Annotated in this window: 16 protein-coding genes; 4 read left to right on the top strand and 12 right to left on the bottom strand. The window is 64.9% G+C overall.

What is annotated here, in order from left to right; translation table 11 throughout:
- A partial coding sequence (locus ABB27_RS19925) for a hypothetical protein (RefSeq protein WP_211263686.1) occupies nucleotides 1-214 on the top strand: 214 nt, incomplete at its 5' end.
- 10 nt (nucleotides 215-224) lie between these two features.
- On the opposite strand, the gene ABB27_RS07520 is transcribed toward ABB27_RS19925, so the two are convergent.
- The 10 genes from ABB27_RS07520 to ABB27_RS07475 form a co-directional block, all read right to left on the bottom strand.
- Nucleotides 225-2,168 carry an N-acetylmuramoyl-L-alanine amidase gene (locus ABB27_RS07520; RefSeq protein WP_211263685.1) on the bottom strand — a complete coding sequence of 648 codons (1,944 nt, stop codon included), beginning with the start codon at nucleotides 2,166-2,168 and terminating at the stop codon, nucleotides 225-227.
- Between the two features lie 293 nt (nucleotides 2,169-2,461).
- On the bottom strand, nucleotides 2,462-4,192 hold the full coding sequence (locus tag ABB27_RS07515; RefSeq protein ID WP_152984488.1) for a carboxypeptidase regulatory-like domain-containing protein: 1,731 nt from the start codon (nucleotides 4,190-4,192) through the stop codon (nucleotides 2,462-2,464).
- On the bottom strand, nucleotides 4,189-6,330 hold the full coding sequence (locus ABB27_RS07510; RefSeq protein ID WP_057627928.1) for a hypothetical protein: 2,142 nt from the start codon (nucleotides 6,328-6,330) through the stop codon (nucleotides 4,189-4,191). Before ABB27_RS07510 ends, ABB27_RS07515 begins: the two co-directional genes overlap by 4 nt.
- The gene (locus ABB27_RS07505) at nucleotides 6,327-7,475 is read right to left on the bottom strand and encodes a BatA domain-containing protein (RefSeq protein WP_057627927.1); all 1,149 of its coding nucleotides are present in this window, start codon (nucleotides 7,473-7,475) and stop codon (nucleotides 6,327-6,329) included. Before ABB27_RS07505 ends, ABB27_RS07510 begins: the two co-directional genes overlap by 4 nt.
- Nucleotides 7,472-8,374 (bottom strand): DUF58 domain-containing protein, encoded by a 903-nt coding sequence (locus ABB27_RS07500; RefSeq protein ID WP_057627925.1) that lies wholly within the window; start codon nucleotides 8,372-8,374, stop codon nucleotides 7,472-7,474. The genes ABB27_RS07505 and ABB27_RS07500 overlap by 4 nt, the downstream gene beginning before the upstream one ends.
- A 15-nt stretch (nucleotides 8,375-8,389) precedes the next feature.
- A complete protein-coding gene (locus tag ABB27_RS07495) occupies nucleotides 8,390-9,373 on the bottom strand; it encodes an AAA family ATPase (protein ID WP_057627923.1) in 984 nt (327 codons plus the stop codon).
- Between the two features lie 16 nt (nucleotides 9,374-9,389).
- On the bottom strand, nucleotides 9,390-10,028 hold the full coding sequence (locus ABB27_RS07490) for a DUF4159 domain-containing protein (protein ID WP_244479181.1): 639 nt from the start codon (nucleotides 10,026-10,028) through the stop codon (nucleotides 9,390-9,392).
- 232 nt (nucleotides 10,029-10,260) lie between these two features.
- Entirely contained in the window at nucleotides 10,261-11,595 is a 1,335-nt protein-coding gene (locus tag ABB27_RS07485) for a TldD/PmbA family protein (RefSeq protein WP_057627921.1), read from the bottom strand.
- 21 nt (nucleotides 11,596-11,616) lie between these two features.
- Nucleotides 11,617-13,251, bottom strand: a complete 1,635-nt coding sequence (locus tag ABB27_RS07480; RefSeq protein ID WP_057627919.1) for a TldD/PmbA family protein — start codon at nucleotides 13,249-13,251, stop codon at nucleotides 11,617-11,619.
- A 298-nt stretch (nucleotides 13,252-13,549) separates the two neighbouring features.
- Nucleotides 13,550-14,449 carry a LysR family transcriptional regulator gene (locus ABB27_RS07475; RefSeq protein ID WP_057627917.1) on the bottom strand — a complete coding sequence of 300 codons (900 nt, stop codon included), beginning with the start codon at nucleotides 14,447-14,449 and terminating at the stop codon, nucleotides 13,550-13,552.
- 104 nt (nucleotides 14,450-14,553) lie between these two features.
- Between ABB27_RS07475 and ABB27_RS07470 the strand changes: the two genes are divergently transcribed.
- Nucleotides 14,554-15,327 carry an SDR family oxidoreductase gene (locus ABB27_RS07470; RefSeq protein WP_057627915.1) on the top strand — a complete coding sequence of 258 codons (774 nt, stop codon included), beginning with the start codon at nucleotides 14,554-14,556 and terminating at the stop codon, nucleotides 15,325-15,327.
- A gap of 239 nt (nucleotides 15,328-15,566) precedes the next feature.
- On the opposite strand, the gene ABB27_RS07465 is transcribed toward ABB27_RS07470, so the two are convergent.
- Entirely contained in the window at nucleotides 15,567-17,195 is a 1,629-nt protein-coding gene (locus ABB27_RS07465; protein ID WP_057627913.1) for a TldD/PmbA family protein, read from the bottom strand.
- 153 nt (nucleotides 17,196-17,348) lie between these two features.
- Here ABB27_RS07465 and ABB27_RS07460 point away from each other — a divergent pair, with 153 nt between their 5' ends.
- Both ABB27_RS07460 and ABB27_RS07455 read left to right on the top strand, forming a co-directional pair.
- Nucleotides 17,349-17,981, top strand: a complete 633-nt coding sequence (locus tag ABB27_RS07460) for a DUF938 domain-containing protein (RefSeq protein ID WP_057627945.1) — start codon at nucleotides 17,349-17,351, stop codon at nucleotides 17,979-17,981.
- A 48-nt stretch (nucleotides 17,982-18,029) separates the two neighbouring features.
- Complete coding sequence (locus ABB27_RS07455) at nucleotides 18,030-19,934, top strand: M61 family metallopeptidase (protein ID WP_244479179.1); 1,905 nt, start codon at nucleotides 18,030-18,032, stop codon at nucleotides 19,932-19,934.
- A 154-nt stretch (nucleotides 19,935-20,088) separates the two neighbouring features.
- Here ABB27_RS07455 and ABB27_RS07450 read toward each other — a convergent pair whose 3' ends face one another.
- Nucleotides 20,089-22,341, bottom strand: a complete 2,253-nt coding sequence (locus ABB27_RS07450) for a TonB-dependent receptor (RefSeq protein ID WP_057627943.1) — start codon at nucleotides 22,339-22,341, stop codon at nucleotides 20,089-20,091.
- Nucleotides 22,342-22,345: the final 4 nt, after the last annotated feature.

The following is a 22,345-nucleotide window of genomic DNA, read 5'->3' as shown; positions in this document are numbered from 1 at the left end:
AGCCAAAGCCAAAGCCAAAGCCAAAGCCAAAGCCAAAACCAAAGCCAAAGCCAAAGCCAAAGCCAAAGCCAAAGCCAAAGCCAAAGCCAAAGCCAAAGCCAAAGCCAAAGCCAAAGCCAAAGGCAAAGAAAAAAGCAATCTATCCGTAGCCCGGGTAAGCGCAGCGCACCCGGGGCTCCATGCACAGAACCCCCGGCACACCGCACCTACCTAAACCAGCCCGCTTAGTTCTTTATCTGCACATCATCGATATACACATTGAGGTCAAACGCGGTATTGGCGTGATACAGCCAGATCGCATCCAACTTCACGCTGCTGCCGGTGATCGTGCCATTGCCATCCACCCACGCATTCCACTGCGCCGCGTCACTCAACGACCACGACACATAGGTCCAGGTATCGGCCGCAATGGCCTTGCTGGTCGAACGCTCGGTGCCGTCGCTGTCATCGATGCCGAGCCCGACGCTGGTTCCGCTGCCACCACTCCATACCCAGAAACCGACCACACCATTGGCGCGGGTCAACGCGGTATTGCTGGCCGGCGCACCGCTGCCCGACAACAAACGCACGGCCCAGTCGGCGCTGCTAGCGGTGTTGTCCTTGAGCAGCACCCGCAGCGAACAGCTGCCGTTCTTCTGCGTTGTGCAATCGCGTGTGGCGGTGGATGCGGTACTGATGCCGATGGTGCTGCCCGAGTAGCTCGGGTTGGTATCGAAGTGGCCAACGTTGCTTTCAAAACGGTCCAGATACGTGATCGTGCCGGTACCGCCACCGCTGCCGGGGTTCAGCAGCCCGTAGTACTTGGACCAGTTCCAGTTGATGCCCGGGTCGGTGTGGGTCTGGCCGCTGTAGTGCTGATGGCCTTTGATCTTGACGCTGGTGGCCAACACATTGATGCCGCTGCTGGATGCACCGCTGTATGCGCTGGCACAGCTGATCGCGCTGTAGCTGGCGCAGAAGTGGCGTACCAGTGCGGCCGAGGCGTCGTACATCGCATTGGTGTACCAGGAGCTGTTGTCGACGTAGCCCTCATGCTCGATGCCCAGGGTATAGCTGTTCTGGCTGCCAACATGCCAGGCGGTGTCGGCGTTGCGCACCATCTGCGTTACCTGGCCGTCGGAGGAACGGATCACATAGTGCGCACTGACCTGCGCCGATGCGTTCTTGAACCAGGAGATGGTGCCGGCATAACTGCCCTGTGTGGTGTGGATGGTGACCGCGCTTACCGCTGCAGAACGTGAGCTGGAGTAGTTGGATGTCGACGCCGCGCTCCAGATCGCCGGGCCATAGTCGGTGCTCTGGATGCCGGCATCCAGCGCAGGGCTGGCCGCACTGGCTGCGGCAGTGGTACTGCGTGGTTGCAGGGTTTCGCTGATGGGGTCAATCCGGAAGGCGTCGGTTTCAACCCGGTCCGCGCTGATGTCCAGGCGTACCATCGGTGCCCGCAATGTCACCAGCTGCGGTGCGTCGAAGGCCTGTTCCCAGGCGATCGCGCGCTCGGGTACCACGATGCCGCGATCATTGACGCCACGGTCCTGCGCCAGCAGCACGTCGTAGGCAAAGCTGGTGCGCGCATAGTCATCGACCGCGCTTCTCGCGCCCACCGCCGCACTGGTGGGCGCATAGCCGGCATAGCGCATCAGCGCTGGACGGATGGCTTCCGGTGTCGGTGCCCCGTTGCTGCCGGCATTGGGGTGATCCTTGCGGATCTGCGCATCCAGCAATGCTGCAGCGGCGAGGATGTTGGTGGCTGCATCGGTGCGTACCGCGACAGCAGGCACCCCCAACAGCCTGGCGGCTTCGCCTACCTGGTCTTCGAAACCGCCGCCGGCATACAGGCCCATCACGCCCCAGGACGGTGGCATGCGCAGGTGCGCATCGTTCTGGTCGTGCGCGTCCGGTTGCAACGGTGACCAGCGGCTTTGCACAAAGGCCAGCGATTCCAGCGTGCCGCGCGGAATGCCTGGATAGCGACGATAGGCTTGCTGGAAGTAGCGCACATACATTGCCCGCAACGGCAGCATGCGTGCTTCTTCCATCTTCAGTTGCATGTCCAGCACCTGCTCGCTGTCGGCGACAGGTGCCTTGATGGTGGTTTGAGCGTAAGCGGGAACAAGTACGGCACTGGTGATGACGGCAGACAGCAGCACGGCGGTATGACGGTGCATCATCGGTAGGACCCCCAAGCGTGGAACCCCCTGCGCCTGCGGTTCTACCCCAGTGCGGCGGCGCGCGGGTGAAGGCGACGGTGAATCAGTGATGGGGTTCAAGGAGTTGCGGGCTTGCCTGCATGCAGCTTGGGCGGATCCGGCGTCTTGAAGGCAGCTCTCACACCCCCCTGTCCGCTATGCGAGTAAGTGGAGGGTGATTGTGAGCTCGTATGTATGGCGAGATGGCCGCCATGCGGAGGAACGGCGTTGATGCCGTTGTTGCAGGAGCTCCACGCACTGTCGACGCGACTTCAGCCTTGCGTTGCCAATCCAGCCGGCCGCCTGCGCTCCAACCACCAAAGCAAGGCCGCAACCAATACGAAGCCCAGCAGCCAAGGCCAACGCGGGACCGGAACCGGCAGTGGCGTTGAAGCTGCTGCACTACCGCGCATTGCAAACGTCGCATCACGCATCTGCTGTGCATGCAGTGCAACTGCCTTGGCAGGATCCAGCAGCAGGATGCTGTCGTGCTGGTCACCCGCTTCAATACGCTGCCAGCCGGCCTTCTGCGGCCATGCGGCAACGCAATTGTCTGCAGAAGGGTCGGGCAGCAACGCGGTGCGGCTGCCGTCATCAGCAAGCATCTGCACGGGGGCAGCCAAACCACACAGACCGATGCGCTCGCTGCTCCACGCCCATGCCGGCAACTGCAGCGTTGGCGCATTCGCAAGTGGCCGCGCCACGCTTGCCAGTGCGGCATTCCACAGTTCGGCGTGTGCATCGGCATGGCCGGCCAGCACCAGTGCATAACTGTCGGTGACCGGCAGTACGCCAACCCGGCCCAAACCCAGCGCACGCCAGCCGCCTATCGCCGTGCCATCGGCAGCACGCAATAAAGGCACTACCTCCGTGCCATTGAATTCCAGGTTGAAGCGCTCGACCGTGAGCGGTGTCTTGTTCTGCTCGGCATCGGTCACGCTGCGCAAGGTCACCGGCTTGGTCTGATCACCGCCGCGTACTTCCAGCCCCCATTCGCGCAAGGCGCGCCGTGCGTTGCCGTCCAATGTGCCGCCGGTGCGCACCAGCACACCGAGCCCGGCGCGCAGCGCGTCGGTGATGGCCGCGCGTTGAGCGGAGGACAACGACGCAAGCCGCCGCTCATCGAGTAGCAGCAGGTCCAGCCGCGCCAAGCTGGCGGCATCGATTGCGGCCGGTGCATCACCCAGCTGCAGTCCGCCGCCGATCAGCATGCTGGTCTGCAGCCGGGCGCCGATGTCGGTACCCCAGCGCTGCAGATACTTCAGCTCGGGACCGGGCGCGCCAGCCAGCACACGTATCGTCGGCGCGCTGCTTGCACGCGTACGCACCGGCACCGGCAGTTGATCCAGGACCTTGCCACCCATGTCGAGTACGCGCAGTACGAAGCTGACGTCGCCAGGCTCACGGGCACTGGCATGCAGGGTGACGCGTCCGCTGGCATCGGGCGTGACGATATCCACGCGGTGGCCGGCAGGGTCGAGCAGCTCCACACGCGCACCCGGCATGCCCTGCACACGGCTGTGGACGTTGAACGCAGCGCCGGGTGCAAGCAGGGGCGGTGCCTGCAGTTCCACCAGGCCGCGCGGCGCGGCGTTTGCGAGGAAGCGCAACGGCGGCAGCGTGATATCGCGGTCGCGCGCCGGCAGGCCCTGTCCAACGACCACCAACTCGCGCGTGCCCGGGTGCTGGCGCAGCGCGCTGGCCAGATCCGGCACCGCTGTCGCAGCCGCCAAGGCGGGCGCTTCAGGCAGGCGCACATAGGCTGCGGCTGGCACCGCTGCCAGCTCCGCCGCACTCGCGCCGGACGTCGCCACCACCAGGGTGCCGGCGTTGCCGGGACGTGCGGGTGGTTGCAGGGTGAAGTACAGCAGCACGCTGGCAGCAAGCTGCAGCAACAGCAGGGCCGTCAAGCGCAGTGCAGGTGGGCGCGGTGGCAGCGCGAAGCGCAGGCTGGCCAAGGCCACGGCCAGCACGATCAGCGCCAGTGGGAGCCACTCCATCATCGTCCGGGCTCCTGCGGTACCGATAGCGCTTCAAGGTAACGGCGGCCGCTGGCATCGGCGCTGTTGCGCCGTGCCGGTGGGCCATCGGCACGCCGCAGCGCGGGCCAGAGCTGCGCGCGCAGGGTTTGCCGGCACGGCTGGCATTCGGGTTGCTGGCGCAACGTGTCGATCGCGGCGACGACATCCAGTGGATCCGGCACGGCGTTGGGATGGGCATCCAGCCAGCGCGACAACGCGTCCAGATCCACCGCGGTATCACCGGTTGCCAGGGCCTGCCATGCGTTGGCAGCGACCGCGTCAGCGGCCGGACGCGCATCCAGCTGCACCGCGCGATTGCCCAGGCCATCGCGCTTGCCGGTCATGCGCCGGGCCATGTCGATGGGCGGCAGGTCGCTGCCGACCCGCGCCAGATAGATGCGCTCGGCCTGCTGCACCTGCTTGATGAACGCCAGTGCCTTGTAGGCATATGGCAGCGCCTGATCGGGATGGCCTTGGCGCAGATGACCTTCGGACTGCCACATCTGATCCAGCGCGAATTTGAGGATGGCGCGGGTCTGCGGGTCCAGCAGGGTGGCGGCTTCGGCGTGGTCGTGGGTATGGCCGTACTCGGACAGCACATCGGTGGCGCTGCCGAATACCGGTGCGGTTGCGGTGCTGCCGCCGTGATCGTGGCCGTCATCGTCGGCGTGATCGGCGTGGCTGTCGGCCGTGGGTGCATCGCTGGTGGGCAGGTCGCCGGTGGGTGGGGCTTTGGCACCACCTTCGGCTTCCTCGCCCAGAAACTGGCCATAGCGCAGGCGCAGGATGCGCTGGTCCACGCCGATGGCATCCGAGCGCTTGGTGAAGGTGTCCGCGTCCAGGCTGCCGCTTTGTTTGAGCAGCGCTTCGGCGTCGATGATGATCTGCCGCTGGCTGCGGAAATAGGCCGGCATCACTTTCTTGATCGCGCCTTCCAGGTCGCTGGCCTGCACCTGCTGTTCACTGGGCAGGCGCAGGATCAGGCTGGCACTGCGTGCTTCCTGTGGCTGCGGGCTGCGGTTGTCGCGCACGCTCAGTCGCGCGACCACTTCATCGCCCGGCTCCAGACCTAACGCGGCCAGGTCTGCGCTATAGGCGAAGCGCCGCGCCGTAGCCGGGCCGCTGCCGCTCAGGCTGAGCTGGCGCTGCAGGAAGCTGATGTTTTCGCCGCTGCCTTTTGCCGTGGTGATATCCAGCGTCGCGGTGCTGTTCACGCCGAAATCGTCGGTCGCCTCGAAGCGCAGCTGCCAGCTGCGTTGGCGCGGCGCGGCTTGATTGAGCGCCTGCGTCGGCTCGATCACTTTCACCTGCGGCGGACGATCAACGATCACGTCAAGACGATAGGCGCGGCCGGCATCGCCCATGGCCGGCAGTGTGTGGATCCGATACAGGCCTGCACGCTGCAGCACTTCAGTACCACGCCAGTAGTCGCCATCACGTTGCAACGCCACGCGACGGCCGTCGTGGAACTGCAGCCAAGCCTGCTGTGGTTGCGGAGCAAACTGCAGGCGCCATTGCAGCCGGCTGCCTTGCAGCGCACGCGCATCCAGCTTGTCGCCCGAGCTTGCGGCTTGGCCGCTGTAAGCCGGCGGCGTGACCTGCAGCCAGCTGCCACGCAGTGCTGGCACGCCGCTGCCTGCGCTGCTGGCAACCGGGTTTGTATCCACGGCAACCGCTGCATTGCCTGCACTGCGCGGCCATAGCAGCGTAGCGGCCACCACCAGCGCCGCAATCAGCCAGCACAGCAGCACGCGCTGCCAGGGCCAGCGTGGGCGGAGGTCGGGGGGATCGCGTTGCAGGCGCTGTTCGATGTGCTGCCGCTGCCGCTGCTGCAAAGGATTGAGTGTGCTGGCTGCGGCAAACAGCAGATCGGCGCTGTCCTCGAAGCGCGGTTGCTCGTTCAAGCGTGTGATCAGCCAGCGCACATGCAGGCGCCGCGCGTGCCAGACAGCAGCGCCAACGACCATCAACAGTGCGAGCGTGCAGACGATATAGCCGACATCGAAGCCCAGCACGCGCGCCGCCAACAGGCCGGCGGCCAGGGCCAGCGGCAGCCCGGCGCACAACCAGACCAGCAGGGTGCGGCGGCGTGCTGCCTGCAGCAAGGCGCGCGCACTCATTGCCGGCTCCTGCGGCGGGGTGCGCTGGCCAGCCAGCGCTCAAGCAGGAACAGCAGGGCGATCGCCAGCAACAACCAATGACTCAGTTCTGTTGCAGCCTGCGGATAGGTTGCGGCGCCTGTCTCCGGCTGCATCCTTGCGGCCAGGGCACGGCGTGGCGTCGGTGCGGCCTGCAGCACGGCACGCAGACCGCTGGGGAAGTCGGCATCCAGCAGGGCGGGAAGGCCGGCCGGCTGCAGCGGTGCGGCCCAGCGCAACCAATGGCCCTGCGCCGTGCTGATCTGTTCAATTACCAAGCTGCCGTTGGCATCACGCCAGAGCGGGGTGCGTTGCGCATCGATGGGCACCTGCGTACGAGCATCCACCAGCAGGCGGCCACCGCGTTGCAACCAGGCAGCTGTGTCGGCTGGCAGTGGCTTGGCCGACAGCCACACATGCAGTTTGTCGTCATCGCTGAAAGCGCTGCTGTCGTTTGCGGCTTGAGGCCTGGGCCCATTCCATGCGCTGGCGACGGCATTGAGGTAACGCAGGCCTTGCTTGCCGGCCTCGTCGTGGCGAACCTGCATCGCAGGCGGCGCAATGGTCACTGGTTTAGCGGTCGCTGTTGGCTGCTCCACCACCTGCCAATGCACTGCACGCGACAGCTGCGGGCGCTGGGCATCCAGACCATCGAGTACCGATGGCACCACGACGGTCAGCGCGGTATCGGCCGGCAGGCTGGCGTCCAAAGCGCGCAGCAGGCTGGACACGGGCTGCGCCGCGGGCGGTGCTGCGGTCTTGTCGATGCGCGGGAAGCCCGGTGCCAGCCACAGCCACTGGGCGTCCACGTCCGCCACGGCGCGACGGGCAGCGGCCAGGTCAACGCCGGGCAATACCGCGACGCGTGGTTGTGTATCGGCCACGCCGGTCAGCGCTGGCCGGGCCAGCAGCATGGCCAACAAGGCAAGCAGTAGCAGGCGCAAGACCAGCAGCGGCCATTCGTCGAAACGGATGCGTCGACGCGGCCGTGGCCTGGCCGACAACCAGCGCAGCGCGGCGAAATCGATGATGCGTTGTTCGCTGCGGCGGGCGAGATGGATCAGCAGCGGTAGCAGCAGTGCCGTAAGCGCGATGAAACCGGCCGGAAACAACCACAGCAGGCTCATGCACCACTCCCGGCGCGGCGCCCGAACAAGCGCTGCAGGGGCGCGTCGATGGCCTCGTCCAGATAGGCGGTGTCGTGGCGGATGCCGGCCGCCTGCAGGCGTGCATCCAGCACGCGCTGCGCTTCGCCAAGCCGGGCCAGATAGGTGCTGCGTACGCTGGTGCCGTCACTGAGCAGTTCTTCACCGGTTTCCGGATCGCGGAAGCGATGGCCATCGCGGAACGGGAAATCGCGTTCTTCCACCGTCAACAGTTGCAGGTGCAGCACATCGCGGCCGGCCTTGGCCAGACGCTCGGCAAGTTCGATGCCGGCTTCGTCGAAGCCATCGCCGATCATCACCACCAGATCATTGCTGGCAATGCGCTCCCACAGCGGTGACAGACGTTGTTGTGGCGGCCACTGTCCCTGCGCATGCAGGGCGTGCAGCTGCAGATGCAGGCGGTCGCGTTGGCGCAGGCCGTTGCCGGCGGGCAGCAGTTGCACGCCATCAGCTGCCAGTGCGATCAGGCCGAAGTCGTCGCCCTGCTGCATGGCCAGCTCGGCTACGCAGGCAACCAGTGCCTTGGCGGCGTCCAGCCGTTGCCAGTCCGGGCGTTCCTGGTCGGCCTGGCCCATCGAGGCGCTGCAATCGAGCAGCAGCCAGATGGTGATCGGGCTTTCGCGTTCGGATTCGCGCACGAAGAAGCGGTCCGAGCGTGCGTAGAGCTTCCAGTCGATCTGGCGCAGCTCGTCGCCGGGTTCGTAGGCGCGGTACTGGGCGAACTCCAGCCCGGCACCGCGGCTGCGGCTGGCGTGCGCGCCGATGCCACGGCTGCCACTGGCCCGCTGCGGCCACAGCCGCAGGCTGCGCAGGCGGCTGCGCACATCGGCGGGAATCAGCGGTGGCGTGGGAGCGGCCATGCTTCAGTGGTCGTATCAGGCCGGGAACGGCACCGCACGCAGCAGCGCGGCGATCACATCATCGGCGCTCTTGTGCTCGGCCTCGGCAGCGAAGGACAGCAGCAGCCGATGGCGCATTACCGGTGCGGCCAAGGCCTGCACGTCCTCGCGGGTAGCGGCAAAGCGGCCCTGCAGCAAGGCGCGGGCCTTGGCGGCCAGCACCAGTGATTGACCGGCACGCGGACCGGCGCCCCATTTGATCCAGTTGTTCACTTCAGCCGGTGCACCGTCGCCGGGGCGGCTGGCGCGGACCAGACGGGTGATCCAGCTCAGCAGGTCGGGGCTGATATGCACTTCGCGCACCGCTGCCTGCAGTGCTTTCACCGCTTCGGCGTCCATCACCTTGGGAACCATGCCGCTGTGGCTGCCGGTGGTCTGCGCCAGGATGTCGCGCTCTTCGGCTTCGCTGGGGTAGTCGACGCGTACATGCAGCAGGAAGCGGTCCAGCTGCGCTTCGGGCAACGGGTAGGTGCCGGCCTGCTCGATCGGGTTCTGCGTGGCCAGTACGAAGAACGGCGAGGGCAGGGCGTAGGTGGTGCCGGCGTAGCTGACCGTGCGTTCCTGCATGGCCTCCAGCAAGGCGGCCTGGGTTTTGGGCGGCGTGCGGTTGAGTTCGTCGGCCAGCAGCAGGTTGGTGAAGATCGGGCCCTGCTGGAAGCGGAACGCGCGCTTGCCGGTGCCATGGTCTTCTTCCAGCAACTCGGTGCCGAGGATGTCGCTAGGCATCAGGTCAGGGGTGAACTGCACGCGGCGGAATTGCAGTTCCAGCGCCTGCCCGAGCGAGCGCACCAGCAGGGTCTTGCCCAGTCCGGGGGCGCCTTCGAGCAGGCAATGGCCACCGGCCAGCAGGCCGATCAGCAGTTGTTCGACGACATCGTGCTGGCCGACCACGGCCTGTGCGAGCGCGCTGCGCAGCTCTTTCAAGCGCGGCAGCAAGGAGTCCAGATCGGGGGCGGTCATGCGGTCACCTGTGGGGTCAATGCGTCAGTGCGTACATCACGATGTTCACGCCGAACTTGGTGTTGTCTTCGGCCAGGAAGCGTTTGTTGCGCCAGTCGTAATCCCATTCGCAACCGTAGTCCTTGTAGCTGTAGAGCACGCCCAGCCGGCCATCGATTTCGATGCCCTTGAGGTAGTCGTGGACCAGGTCGTCGCCCCAGCCATTGAGCTCGAAGCCGGTGGCGGGCGGGCCTTCGGGGAACTTGAAGAAGCTGTTGTAGACGGCGTGGTTGTTGGGCAGCTTCTTCAAGGCGTTGGCGCCGAAAATACTGCGCATCTGTGCTTCGAAGGAGGTGGCGAACAGACCGTCGATATCGTGGTTGCAGTCATCGACGAAGACGAAGCCGCCGTTGCGCACGTAGCGTTCGAAGTTGCGACGCTCTTCCGGGTTGAACTCGACCAGTTTGTGGCCGGCCAGGTAGCAGAACGGTGCACGCAGCATCTTCGGGTCGGACAGCGCGATCACGTGTTCGTTGGGATCCACGCGCAGGGTGGTGTAGTCGACCAGCGAGGTGATCAGGTTGGAGGGCATGCGTGCATCCACATCCCAGTCACCGGAGTCGTAGCGCAGGCGGGTGAACCAGAAGTCGTAGCGGCTGGCCTGTGCGCGTGCCATGCCCGGCAAGGCGGCCGTCACCGCGCCGCCCAGCAGCAGGTGAAGGAATTGCGCTCGCGTTAGACGGGGTGAGGACAAAAGCAGAGGACTCGATTGGAGCCCCTCTCCCTTCGGGAGAGGGGTTGGGGTGAGGGTAAGGGCGAAGCCTCTGCAGTCGGTCACCACAGCGCTTCACGCCGAACCCTCATCCGCCCTTCGGGCACCTTCTCCCGGAGGGAGAAGGGGGAATCAGTTACACCGCATCCGACAACGAGGTAAACGTAAAGTCGCGCAGCTTCATCGGGGGGATCATCATCACGAAGCTCGACTCATCACCGGCCACACGCACCGGCTTGCCCAGCTCATCGATGTTGTTGAGCATGATCACCGGCGATTCGTTGAAGCGGAAATTCTTCACCGGGTGCTTGATCTGGCCGTTCTCGATGTAGAAGGTGCCGTCGCGGGTCAGGCCGGTCAGCAGCACGGTCTGCGGGTCGACCATGCGGATGTACCAGGTGCGGGTGACCAGGATGCCCTTCTCGGTGCCGCGGACCAGCTCGGCGATCGACTTGGTGCCGCCGCTCATCAGCAGGTTGCCGGCGCTGGCGCTGGCGGTCTTGCCCTGCTTCTGTGCCCAGTAACGCGAGTATTCCAGGTTGGCGATCTTGCCATCCTCGATGATGGCCATGCGCTCGCGCGGCATGCCTTCACCGTCCCATGGCAATACCGGGGCTTCCGGGTGCCACGGGTCGGCGAAAAGATTGACCTTGCTGTCGTAGACCTGCTCGCCCAGCTTGTTGCCGCCACCCTTCTTGGACAGGAAGCTGCGGCCTTCATCGGCCGAGCGTGCGTCGAAGAAATTCATCATGAAGCTGATCAGGCCCGCCGCTGCAGCTGGCTCCAGGATCACCGTGTACTTGCCCGGCTCCAACGCCTTGGCTTCGGCGGATTCGGTGGCCTTGCGCTTGGCGATCTCGATGTCCTGGTCGGCCTTGAAGTCGGACGCGTCCTTCAGGTTGCGGCCCACCCAGCCTGAGCCGCGGCCGTCTTCGGTGCGCACGGTGCAGGTGTAATCGAAGCTGGTCGCCTTCTGGTAGCCGAAGTTGCCCTTGCTGTTGGCGATGGCATAGAAGCCGTTGCCGTCTTCCAGGAAGCCTGCGGCGATCAGGCCATGGCCGCGGCACGGGGTGATGGAGTCGGCAGCCACCTTGGCGCGGAACTCCGGATCGATCGCCGCGGTGGAGGCGCTGAAGGTCGGGCTGGGCTTGTATTCCTGCTTGCCGATGATGGGCATGAACTCCGGATTTTCCGGTGCCAGCTTGGCCAGGTCTTCGGCGCGGCGTACCACGCGCTCCAACGCGGCATCATCGAACTCGTTGATCGAGGCAGTGCCGACGCGCTTGCCGAAGGCGACCTGCACCGCCAGCTGCGCATTGTTGACGATGCCGCTGGTGGATACGTTGTTCAGCGCGAAACGGATATTGCCGTTGACCGAGCCGGCCAGCGTGGCGGTGCATTCATCGGCCTTGGACAGCGCGATGACCTTGTCCAGGATGGCCTTGGCTTCCTGTTCGGTGAAGATGCTCATGGTTCAGAAGCTCCTTGACGATCAGCCGAGGCTGCGCGCGGTATTGATGACGTTGATGCCGTCGAAACGGGCGGTGGACGAGCCGTGCGACACGGCCGAGACCTGGCCCGGCTGGCCCTTGCCGTCGAAGAACGAACCGCCCAGGCGGTAGTCGCGTTCGTCGGCCACGGCACTGCAGGCGTTCCAGAATTCCGGCGTGCGGATCTGGTAGGCCACGTCCTCGAGCATGCGGGTGATCTGGCCGTTCTTGATTTCGTAGAACAGCTGGCCACCGAACTGCGCGTTGTAACGCTGCTGGTCGATGGAGAACGAGCCATCGCCGATGATGTAGATGCCGTTCTCGACATTCTTGATCATCTCGGCCACCGACAGCGGGGTCTTGCCGGCGGCCAGCGAGACGTTGGCCATGCGCTGGAACTGCACGCTGGACCACGAGTCGGCATAGCAGCAGCCATCGGACTCTGTTTTGCCCAGGATATGTGCCTGATCGCGGATGGTCTGGTAGTCCACCAGCTTGCCGTCGCTGATCAGCGGCCAGCGCTTGGTCTTCACGCCTTCATCGTCGTAGGCGACGGCGCCCAGCGAGCCCGGCTGCACCTTGTCGGCGAAGATGTTGACCTTGTCGCTGCCGTACTGGAAATGCGACTCACGCTTGTCCAGCGTTGCGAAGCTGGTGCCGGCGTAGTTGGCTTCGTAGCCGAGCACGCGGTCCAGTTCCAGCGGATGGCCAACCGATTCGTGGATGGTCAGCCAGGTGTGCGACGGATCCAGCACCAGGTCGTACTTGCCCGGTTTTACCGACGGCGCCTTGAGCTTCTCCTGCGCCTGCTTGGCGGCGGCGATGGCGTCTTCGCGCATGTCATAGGACATGCCGTAGACGATCACGCCGTTGGGCAGCACGGTCTTTCCGGAGGCCTCGCCATCCAGGTATTCGTAGCCCAGGCCCATCGGCGAGGACAGGCCATCGCGGGTGCGGAACTTGCCGCTGGCCTTGTCGATGGCGGTGACCGTCATCGGTGCCCAGATGCGATGCACATCCTGGTCGATATAGGAGCCGTCGGTCGATGCGAAGTACTTCTGCTCGTTGACCAGGAACAGCATCGAATTGACGAAGCTGGCGCCGGCATTGATCGCCGCGGCATTCACGCCCAGCAGCAGATCGGCCTTGTCCTTGATCGGCACTTCCATTGCGTTCTTCTTGATCGGCGTCCGCCAGCTGACCTCGCCGTAGCCGGGCGCTTTGGCGAACTGCACCGGCGCGGTCTGCACCTTGGCGTTGGCCTTGGCGATGGCGGCGGCCTGCTGTGCGGCCTTGACCACACCGGCAGGGCTCAGGTCATTGGTGGCGGCAAAGCCCCAGGCGCCATTGACGATGACGCGGATGCCGGTACCGGTGGATTCGGTGTTCACCACGTTCTGGACCTTGTCCTCGCGGGTGATGACGAACTGGCGCAGGTAGCGGCCGATGCGCACATCGCAGTAGCTGGCGCCAGCGGCCTTGGCGGCATTCATCGCATCATCGGCCAGGCGCTTTTTGACGGCGGGGTCGAGTGCGCTGACCAGTTGCTCGGCGGCGATGGCCTTGCCGAAGAAGGACGGCACCATCAGGCCGCCAGCGGTAAGCCCGGTCAGGGCTAGGAAGTCACGTCTCTGCAAGGCTGCTCTCCACGGGGCAAGGCCCGCAAGGCGGGCACTACGGCAACAAACGACGGTGGCTTCGCGGTGATCTGCGAACTGTTCGATTTTTGCGGGACCGGGTTTGCAGCGGTAGTGACTTTAGGCATGGAAGCGGTGGTTATTTGGATTTTCTGCGAACAGCCAACCCCTCCCCAAGCCTCCCCTTCGCTCCGTGAAAGGGAAGGAGTACGCCCCCTCCCTTTGGCCATAGGCCAAGGGGAGGGTTGGGGAGGGGTAAGTTTTTGCACTGCCTTTTGGCAGGCAAAGAAGCATTCAATTAGCCAACCGCTTCCCCCAACACCTGCTGCAACCACTCCACGAACACCCGCAACCGCTGCGAAGGATGGCGACGATGCGGAAACAGCAGATGCATCGGCATGGGGTCGGCGCGATGCGCCGGCATGACTTCCAGCAGGCTGCCGGCAGCCAGCTCCGCGCGCACGTCGTAGGCGGGAATCTGGATCAGGCCCAGGCCGGCAATACAACAGGCGATATAGGCTTCGGCATTGTTGACGGTGACACGGCCCGCCATCGGTTGGCTGCGCAGGATGCCGTTCTCGCGCCATTCCCAGGCTTCCACCCGGCCGCTGCCGGGCGAGGCATAGAGCACACCCCAATGCGTGCCCAGCTGCGAGGGATGCAGCGGCATGCCATGTGCGGCCACATAGGCAGGACTGGCCACGTTGATCAGCGGCAGCTGACCCACACCGCGCGCCACCAGGCGTGAGTCCTGCAGCGGGCCGACCCGCAGCGCGCAATCCACGCCGTCCTCGACCAGGTCGATGCTGCGATCGGTCATGCCCAGCTCGACGTCGATCTGCGGATGCGCCTGCAGGAAACCGGGCAATGCCGGGGCGATGATCAGGCGGCCGATGCGCCCGGGCAGGTCCACCTTGATTCGCCCACTCAAGCTCTGCGGCGATTGCCGGAACAGTTGCTCGGCCTCGTCCGCATCGGCGATCAGCTGCTGGCAGCGGGCATGGAACAGCAGGCCATCCTGGGTGGGCGTGACCTGGCGGGTGGTACGGTGGAGCAGGCGGGTGCCCAGGCGTTGCTCAAGCGTGCGTACCGCTTCGGAGACTGTGGAGCGGGGCAGGTTGAGCTGGTCGGCGGCGCGGGTGAAGCCGGCGCAGTCCACCACACGGACGAAAACCCGATACAGCTCGATACGGTCCACGGTGATTGTCCGGATTGGCCGACAAGTGAAGTCAGGATGACCGGCTTTATCCGGAAAACCAAGCCGATAGGCTCTGAGGCATTCCCCATCCACAGGAGTTCGCCGTGACCGACCATCGCATCCAAGGCAAGACCGTCCTCATCGCCGGTGGCGCCAAGAACCTGGGCGGCCTGCTGGCTCGGGACTTCGCCCGCCAGGGCGCCCGCGGCGTCGCCATCCACTACAACAGTGACGCTGCCCGCGGCGAGGCCGAAGCCACCGCCGAGGCGGTGCGTGCCGCCGGCGCCGATGCGCATCTGTTCCAGTCCGACCTGACCTCGGCCGCGGCGATGGAGCAGCTGTTCCAGGACGCGAAGCAGGCACTGGGCCGCATCGATATCGCGGTCAATACGGTTGGCAAGGTACTGAAGAAGCCGATGACGCAGATCAGCGAGGCCGAGTTCGATGCGATGGACGCGGTGAACAACAAGACCGCCTTCTTCTTCCTGAAGGAAGCCGGCATCCACCTCGCCGACAACGGCAAGGTATGCACGCTGGTGACCTCGTTGCTGGGCGCGTTCACGCCGTTCTATTCCAGCTATGCGGGCACCAAGGCGCCGGTGGAGCACTACACGCGGGCGGCGGCCAAGGAGTTCGGCGAGCGCGGCATATCGGTGACCGCGATTGGCCCGGGGCCGATGGACACGCCGTTCTTCTACCCGGCCGAGGGCGCCGATGCGGTGGCGTACCACAAGACGGCGGCAGCGCTGTCGCCGTTCTCCAAGACCGGCCTGACCGACATCGAGGACATCGTGCCGTGGGTACGCTTCCTGGTATCGGACGGCTGGTGGATGACCGGGCAGACGATCCTGGTCAATGGTGGGTATACGACGCGCTGAAAGCTTCCCCTCATCCGCCCCTTCGGGGCACCTCGCTGCGCGCCCCGGCCCCGCGTAGCACGCGGGGCGTACGAACAGTCACGAGCCTTGGGCTCGTAAGCGCCTGTTCTTAACCCCGTAGACGGGAGAAGGGAGCCTACGGCTAAGCCTGCGATCTGCGAGTCTACGGCCAAGCCTGCGATCTGATAGCCCCTCTCCCGCTTGCAGGAGAGGGGTTGGGGTGAGGGCAGCTCTATGCCTTACCCCAACGACCGCGCCGTATTGATGATGTTCACCCCATTGAAGCGCGTCGTCGCCGAACCATGTGACACCGCCGATACCTGCCCGGGCTGGCCCTTGCCGTCAAAGAACGAACCACCCATGCGGAAATCGCGCTCATCGCAGATTGCCGCACAGGCATTCCAGAATTCCGGCGTACGGATCTGGTACGCCGCATCCTCGACCATGCCGGCAATCTCGCCATTCTTGATCTGGTAGCAGAGCTGACCACCAAACTGCGCGTTGTAACGCTGCTGGTCGATCGAATACGAACCACGACCATGGATGTAGATGCCGTTCGCTACATCCTTGACCATCTGCGCCGGCGTCAGCGGCGCCTTGCCCGGCGCCAGCGACACATTGGCCATGCGTTGGAACTGCACGCTCTTCCACGAGTCGGCATAACTGCAACCATGCGAAGCGTTCTCGCCGAGGATATGCACCTCATCGCGGGTGGCCTGGTAATTGACCAGCACGCCGTCCTTGACCAGATCCCACTTGCGGGTTTTCACCCCTTCATCGTCGTAACCCACCGCACCCAGGCTGTAAGGCGCGGTCTTGTCGGCGGTGAAGTTGACGATGTCGCTGCCCCAACGGAAGCCGGCATCACGCTTGTCCAGGGTGGCGAAGCTGGTACCGGCGTAATTGGCCTCGTAGCCAAGCACGCGGTCCAGTTCCAGCGGATGGCCGACGTTCTCGTGGATGGTCAGGAACAGGTTGGAGGGGTCCAGCACCAGGTCGTACTTGCCCGGCTTCACCGACGGTGCGCTGAGCTTGGCGCGTGCCTGCCTGGCGGCGGCGATGGCGTCTTCCACCGGGTCATAGGAATGGCCGTAGCCGACCACGCCACCGGGCAGCTGGTGTTTGTCGGCGGCATTGCCGTCCAGGAATTCCCAGCCCATGCCGGCCGGCGCCGACAGCCCGGCGCGGGTGCGGAACTTGCCGCTGGCCTTGTCGATGGCGGTGGCGGTGAAGGGCAGCCAGATGCGGTGCACGTCCTGGTCGATCCACGAGCCATCGCTGGAGGCGAAATACTTCTGCTCGTTGACCAGGAACAGCTGCGAGTTGATGAAGTTGGCACCCGCATTGATCGCAGCAGCATTGATCGACAGCAGCAGCTCAACCTTGTCCTTGACCGGCACGGCCATCGCGTTCTGGCGGATCGGGGTCTTCCACTGCACCTCACCCACGCCCGGCGTGGGTGCCAACTGCACTGGCTTGGTCTGGATCTTCGCGTTGGCGCGGGCAATGGCCAGCGCCTGCGCCACCGCAGCGGCCACACCCTGCGCGGTGGACTGGTTGCTGGCGGCAAAGCCCCACGCACCATTGACGATCACGCGAATGCCAACGCCGGCCGACTCGCTGTTGGTGACGTTCTGCACGCGGTCCTCGCGGGTGACGATGGCCTGGTTGAGGTAACGGCCAATGCGCACATCGCAGTAGCTGGCGCCGCCCTGCTTGGCCAGCGCCAGCACGGTGTCGGCCAGCAGTTTCTTCTTGGCCACATCGGCCGGAGCCAACAATTCCTCGGCTGCAATCAACTGGGCATTAGGCAGCATGAAACCGGCGAGGCCGAGGCCGGAAAGCGAAAGAAACTGGCGGCGTTGCATGACGGACGGAACTCCAGAGCCAGCGATGCACTGCACCGCACAAGACCCTTGAATCTCGGCGGGACGAGGGTTTGAGCACAAGTGACCATCGTCATGCATGGCCGCAAACCGCCACTGCGGCACAATCTGCAGCGTTATCAACAGGCCCCGACCATGACCAAGCCCTATGCCGAATCCTGCGAGCGCAACAGCGCGCCCATCCTGCAGGTGCTGCAGCGCTACCTGGGCCAGGCTCGCAGCGTATTGGAGATTGGCAGCGGCACCGGCCAGCACGCCGTGCACTTCGCCGCCGCATTGCCGTGGCTGCGCTGGCAGGCCAGCGATCACCGCGATCATCTGCCCGGCATCGGCCTATGGCTGGACGAGGCCGGTTTGCCCAATACCCCGCCAGCGCTGGAACTGCAGGCGGTGGTCGGCAGCGGCCTGCAACCGCTGCCGCCGCTGCCCGTGCATGACGACGTGGCCGGCTTCGATGCTGTGTTCACCGCCAATACCCTGCACATCATGGGCTGGGAGGAGGTGCAGGCGGTGTCCGCCGGCTTGCCGATGTTGATGGCGCCCGATTCGCTGTTCATCGCCTATGGGCCGTTCAACTACAACGGTGCATTCACCAGCGATAGCAACCGCAACTTCGACGGCTGGTTGAAGGCGCGCGATCCGCGCTCGGGCATCCGCGATTTCGAGGCCGTCGACGCCTTGGCGCGCGCGCAGCAGCTGGTGCTGCGTGAGGACGTGGCCATGCCCGCCAACAACCGTTGCCTGGTATGGCAGCGGATGCGCGGCTGAAGCGGGCCGGGCTAGGATGCAATCACTTCAGGCAAAGGGCGGTGCGTGATGCGGGGACGTAACTGGTTGTTGGCGATGATGCTGGGTGCCGCAGCGCCGCTGGCATGCGCGCAGGCGCAGCCGATGGATGCACGCGCGGCGGCAATGCAGGTGCAGGCCAGTTACCCGGGCATGATCGAGCTGGAGGTGGATGCCAGTGACCTGCAGCGCCGCATCCAGCGCGTGCACCAGCGCATCCCCGTCTCGGCTGGCGCACTGACCCTGTGGTACCCGCAATGGATACCCGGCAACCACGCGCCTACCGGCCCGATCAACCAGATGGCCGGCCTGGTCATCCGTGGCAACGGCCAGGCATTGCAATGGACGCGCGATTCCGGCGACATGTACGCCTTCAAGCTGCAGGTGCCGGAAGGCGTCAGCATGCTGGATATCGAGTTCCAATACCTGTCGCCGACTGCTTCCGACCAGGGCCGCGTGGCGATGACGCCGAACATGCTTGACCTGCAATGGCACCGCGTGCTGTTGTACCCGGCCGGTTACGACGCGCGTGGCATCCAGGTCAAACCCAGCCTGCGCCTGCCGCAAGGCTGGCAGAGTGGCACTGCTCTGGACGTCGCCCAGCACAGCGCCGGCACGGAGCAGTACAAGCCGGTGTCGCTGATGACCCTGATTGATTCACCGGTATTCGCGGGCCAGTACTTCAAGCGCTTTGCATTGGATGAAGCCTCCAAGCAATCGGTGTGGCTGGACGTGGTCGGCGAGAACCCGCAAGCCCTGCAAGCCGATGCCAAGGTGCTGGACGCACATCGTGCGTTGGTGCGCGAGGCCGATGCGGTATTCGGCTCGCGGCCGTATACGCGCTACAACTTCCTGTTGGCGGTGTCGGATGTGTTCAGCGGCATTGGCCTGGAACACGCGCAGAGCAGCGAAAACGGCATGCACGACGGTTACCTGCGCGGCGAGCGCCCGTACACCGACAACGACCTGCTGCCGCACGAATACGCCCATGCATGGATAGGCAAGGCCTGGCGTCCGCGCCCAACCTGGGTGCCGCATTACAACGCGCCCATGTTCAACGACGATCTGTGGATGTACGAAGGCCAGACCCAGTACTGGGCAGTCGTACTGGCCGCACGTTCGGGCCTGTGGAAACCGGACTACGCCATGGCGATGCTGGCCCAGCTGCAGGCCAATTACGCCACCCAGCCCGGCCGCCAATGGCGCGATCTGCAGGACACCGTGCATCAGGGCATCCTTGATTTCAATTCCAAGCCCCAGGCCTGGGCTGATTGGCAGCGAGCATTCGAGTTCTACAACGAAAGCACCTTGCTATGGCTGGGCGTGGATGCGCGGTTGCGCAGTCTGTCCAAAGGCAAGCTCACGCTGGATGATTTCGCCAAGCGTTTCCACCAAGGCGGCAAGCAGGGCGACATTCGCCTGTATGACCGCGCCGACGTGATGCAGGGATTGGAAGCCGTGCAACCCGGCAACTGGGATGCCTTCATCGGCAGCCGCCTGGATGCACGCGATGGCAAGGCACCGGATGGTTTGGCGGCCGCGGGTTGGGAGCTGTACTTCGACGACCAGCCGAATCTTGTGGTTGCCGATGGTGAGGCCGATGGCATTACCGACCTGCAGTACTCGCTGGGTTTGAAGGCGGGCAGTGATGGCGTGCTGCAGGCCGTTGGTTGGGATAGCCCGGCATTCAAGGCGGGCCTGGCCAAGGACGTGACGATTGTTGCGGTGAATGGCCTGGCTTACAGCGGTGGCCGACTGAAGCAGGCAGTGACGGATGGCAAGCAGAACGGAACGCCGATCGAGCTGATCGTGCGACAGGCGGATAGTTTCCGTACTGTACGTATCGAGTACCGCGAGGGATTGCAGTATCCGCATCTGCGGCGGATTGCAGGGAGGGCGGATTTGTTGACGCGGATTTTGGCGGCGAAGCGGTAACGGGCCGCCTCCTTCTCCCGCCGGGAGAAGGTGGCCCAACGGGGCGGATGAGGGTAAGAGCGAAGCCTCGTGAAAAGTATCGTGCGGGCTTCGCTCCAACCCTCACCCCAACCCCTCTCCCGTAGGAGAGGGGCTTGAAGCAACAGCAACAGCTTCAGTATTCAACCCGATACCCAACCCCGAACGTCCGCCCCTGCGCCGGCACGCTCGACAACTTGCCGTAGGTCGCTTCCGCCTGCTGCCCATACACCGTCTTGTAGTCACGATTGGCCAGGTTGTAGACGCCAACACTGAAGCGCCCACCCGCCAGCGGCAGCTCACCAATCAGGTCAAACACCGCGTAGCCGCGGATCTTCGCTGCCGGCGTCGCGCGGATGGTCGGGCTGACCGCCGCTACCTGCGCATCACGCCAGGCATCATCCGTGCCGCCCACTGCTTGGCCCTGCAGACGCAGCAGGCTGTCGTTGGCAAAACGCCACTGCCCATGCACGCCAGCCTTCAACGGCGACACGCGGAAGGCATTGAGCTCGCGCCACTGCCCGGCCGCATCGCGGTACTGGCCGCGCGTGCTAGCCACGCTCGCGCCCAGTTCCAGTTGCGCGGTAGGCGTATAGCGCAGGTTGGCTTCCACGCCATATACGCGCTCATCGGTGTCAGCCACCGACACACTGTAGTTGCGGTTGAACTGCACGGTCTTGTCCGAGCGGTTGTAGAACGCGGTCACCGCGCTCTGCAGCTGCGAGTTGTTCAAGCGCCAGCCCAGCTCGTAGTTGTCCACCTTGATGGGGCCGATGTTACGGCTGTCGATGACGAAGTTGGCGTGCACGTCGCGCAGCATGCGCTGTGTATCCGGCAGGCTGAAGCCCTGCGAAAAATTCGCGAACAGCTGTTGCGCATCACTGAACTTGTAGACCACACCGGCATTGAACAAGGTCTGCGAATGCCGCACGCGGCCACCGGCCAGCAGCTGCGGCTGATAGCCGGCCACGGCGTCGGCGGTGATGGCCTCGGTGTAGGGCAGCGAATCATCCACATTGTTGCGCAGGATCTGATGACGCACGCCGGCCTGCACACTGAAGAGCTCGCTCAGCGCATGGTCGGCCTGCAGGAACAGGCCGGTGGTATCCACCCGTACATCCGGGCCCATCGCATACTGGGCAGTCGGCGTGTATTTCAAGCCATTGCTGGCGATGAAGGTGTTGATGTCGTACATCTGCCCGCGCTGGCTGTCTTCCTCGCGCTCATGGTCCACGCCATAGGACAGCTGCAGGCTGCGACCGCCGATATCAAAGCCCTTGTGCAACGCGGTGCGCAGGCCCCAGACGTCGATGTCGGTATTGGACTGCATCGCCACATAGGCATAGCCACCGGGCAGCGCCGGATGCACCAGGGTGGATACCGACGGGAACCAGCGGCCCTGTTCGTTCCGGTAATAGGCTTCCACGCTCAGTTCCTGGCCGCCGAACACGTCGCGGTTGCGGTACTGCGCGTTGACGCCCTGGTGACGGGTGCGCGGCTGTGCATTCAACTGCAGGCCATCGACCGCGTTGTGGGTGGGCGAGTAGGCAGGGTTGAACAGCACTGCCAGGCGTGGGCCGTAGTCCGGGCCGTAGTCGCTGTCCTGCTGGTCGTCATACCAGCGCATGCCCACGCTCAGTTGCTGCGCAGGGCTCAGCGCCCAATCCAGACGGGCGTTGAGTTCCTTGGTTTCGGTGTCCTGGCGGTCGGTCTGGGCGATCTCCGGGCCGATGCGGCGGCCGTGTGCATCCAGCGATGCGCCCTGACGGCCGTAGGCAATACCAAAGGCACCGCTGAAGGTGTCACCGCGCACGGTCATGGTCTGCGCGGCATTCCAGGCCAGGTTGTCGCTGGATACATCCGACGGCGTGCGCAGGCCGAGCTGACTGGCCAGCTGCACCGGCGCATTGCCCGGCTGCAAGGTGATGATGTTGATGATGCCGCCGCTGGCACCAGCGCCGTACAGCGCGGTGGCACCGGAGATCACCTCGATGCGCTCGATCATCGTCGGCGAGATGCTGTTGAGCTGGCGCGAGCCATCGCGTGCGCCGGTCAGCGGCACGCCATCGATCATCACCTGCACGCTGCGGCCACGCATGGTCATGCCGTAGTTGCTGGTAGTGCCACTGGCCGGCGCCAGCGACGGCACCAGTTGGCCGAGGATTTCGGCGGTGCTGCGGCCGGCCGCGGTCTGTTGGGCGATCTGCTCACGCTCGATGGCGTACACGGTGCCGGCGATCTCGGCCACGCTGCGCGCGCCGCGCACGGCGGTGACGCTGACTGCATCCAGCTGGCGGGTGCCGGCAGTGGTGCTGGTCTGTGCTGCGAGCTGGCCACTGATGGCCAGGCTCAGCAGGGCGAGCGGAAGCGTTGCTGCGGTATGCCGCATGGTG

The organism is Stenotrophomonas terrae, assembly GCF_001431465.1.
In the GTDB taxonomy this organism is placed as follows: Bacteria; Pseudomonadota; Gammaproteobacteria; order Xanthomonadales; family Xanthomonadaceae; genus Stenotrophomonas; species Stenotrophomonas terrae.
The sequence above is the reverse complement of the archived record's forward strand: the minus strand, read 5'-3'. Positions and strand labels throughout refer to the sequence as shown.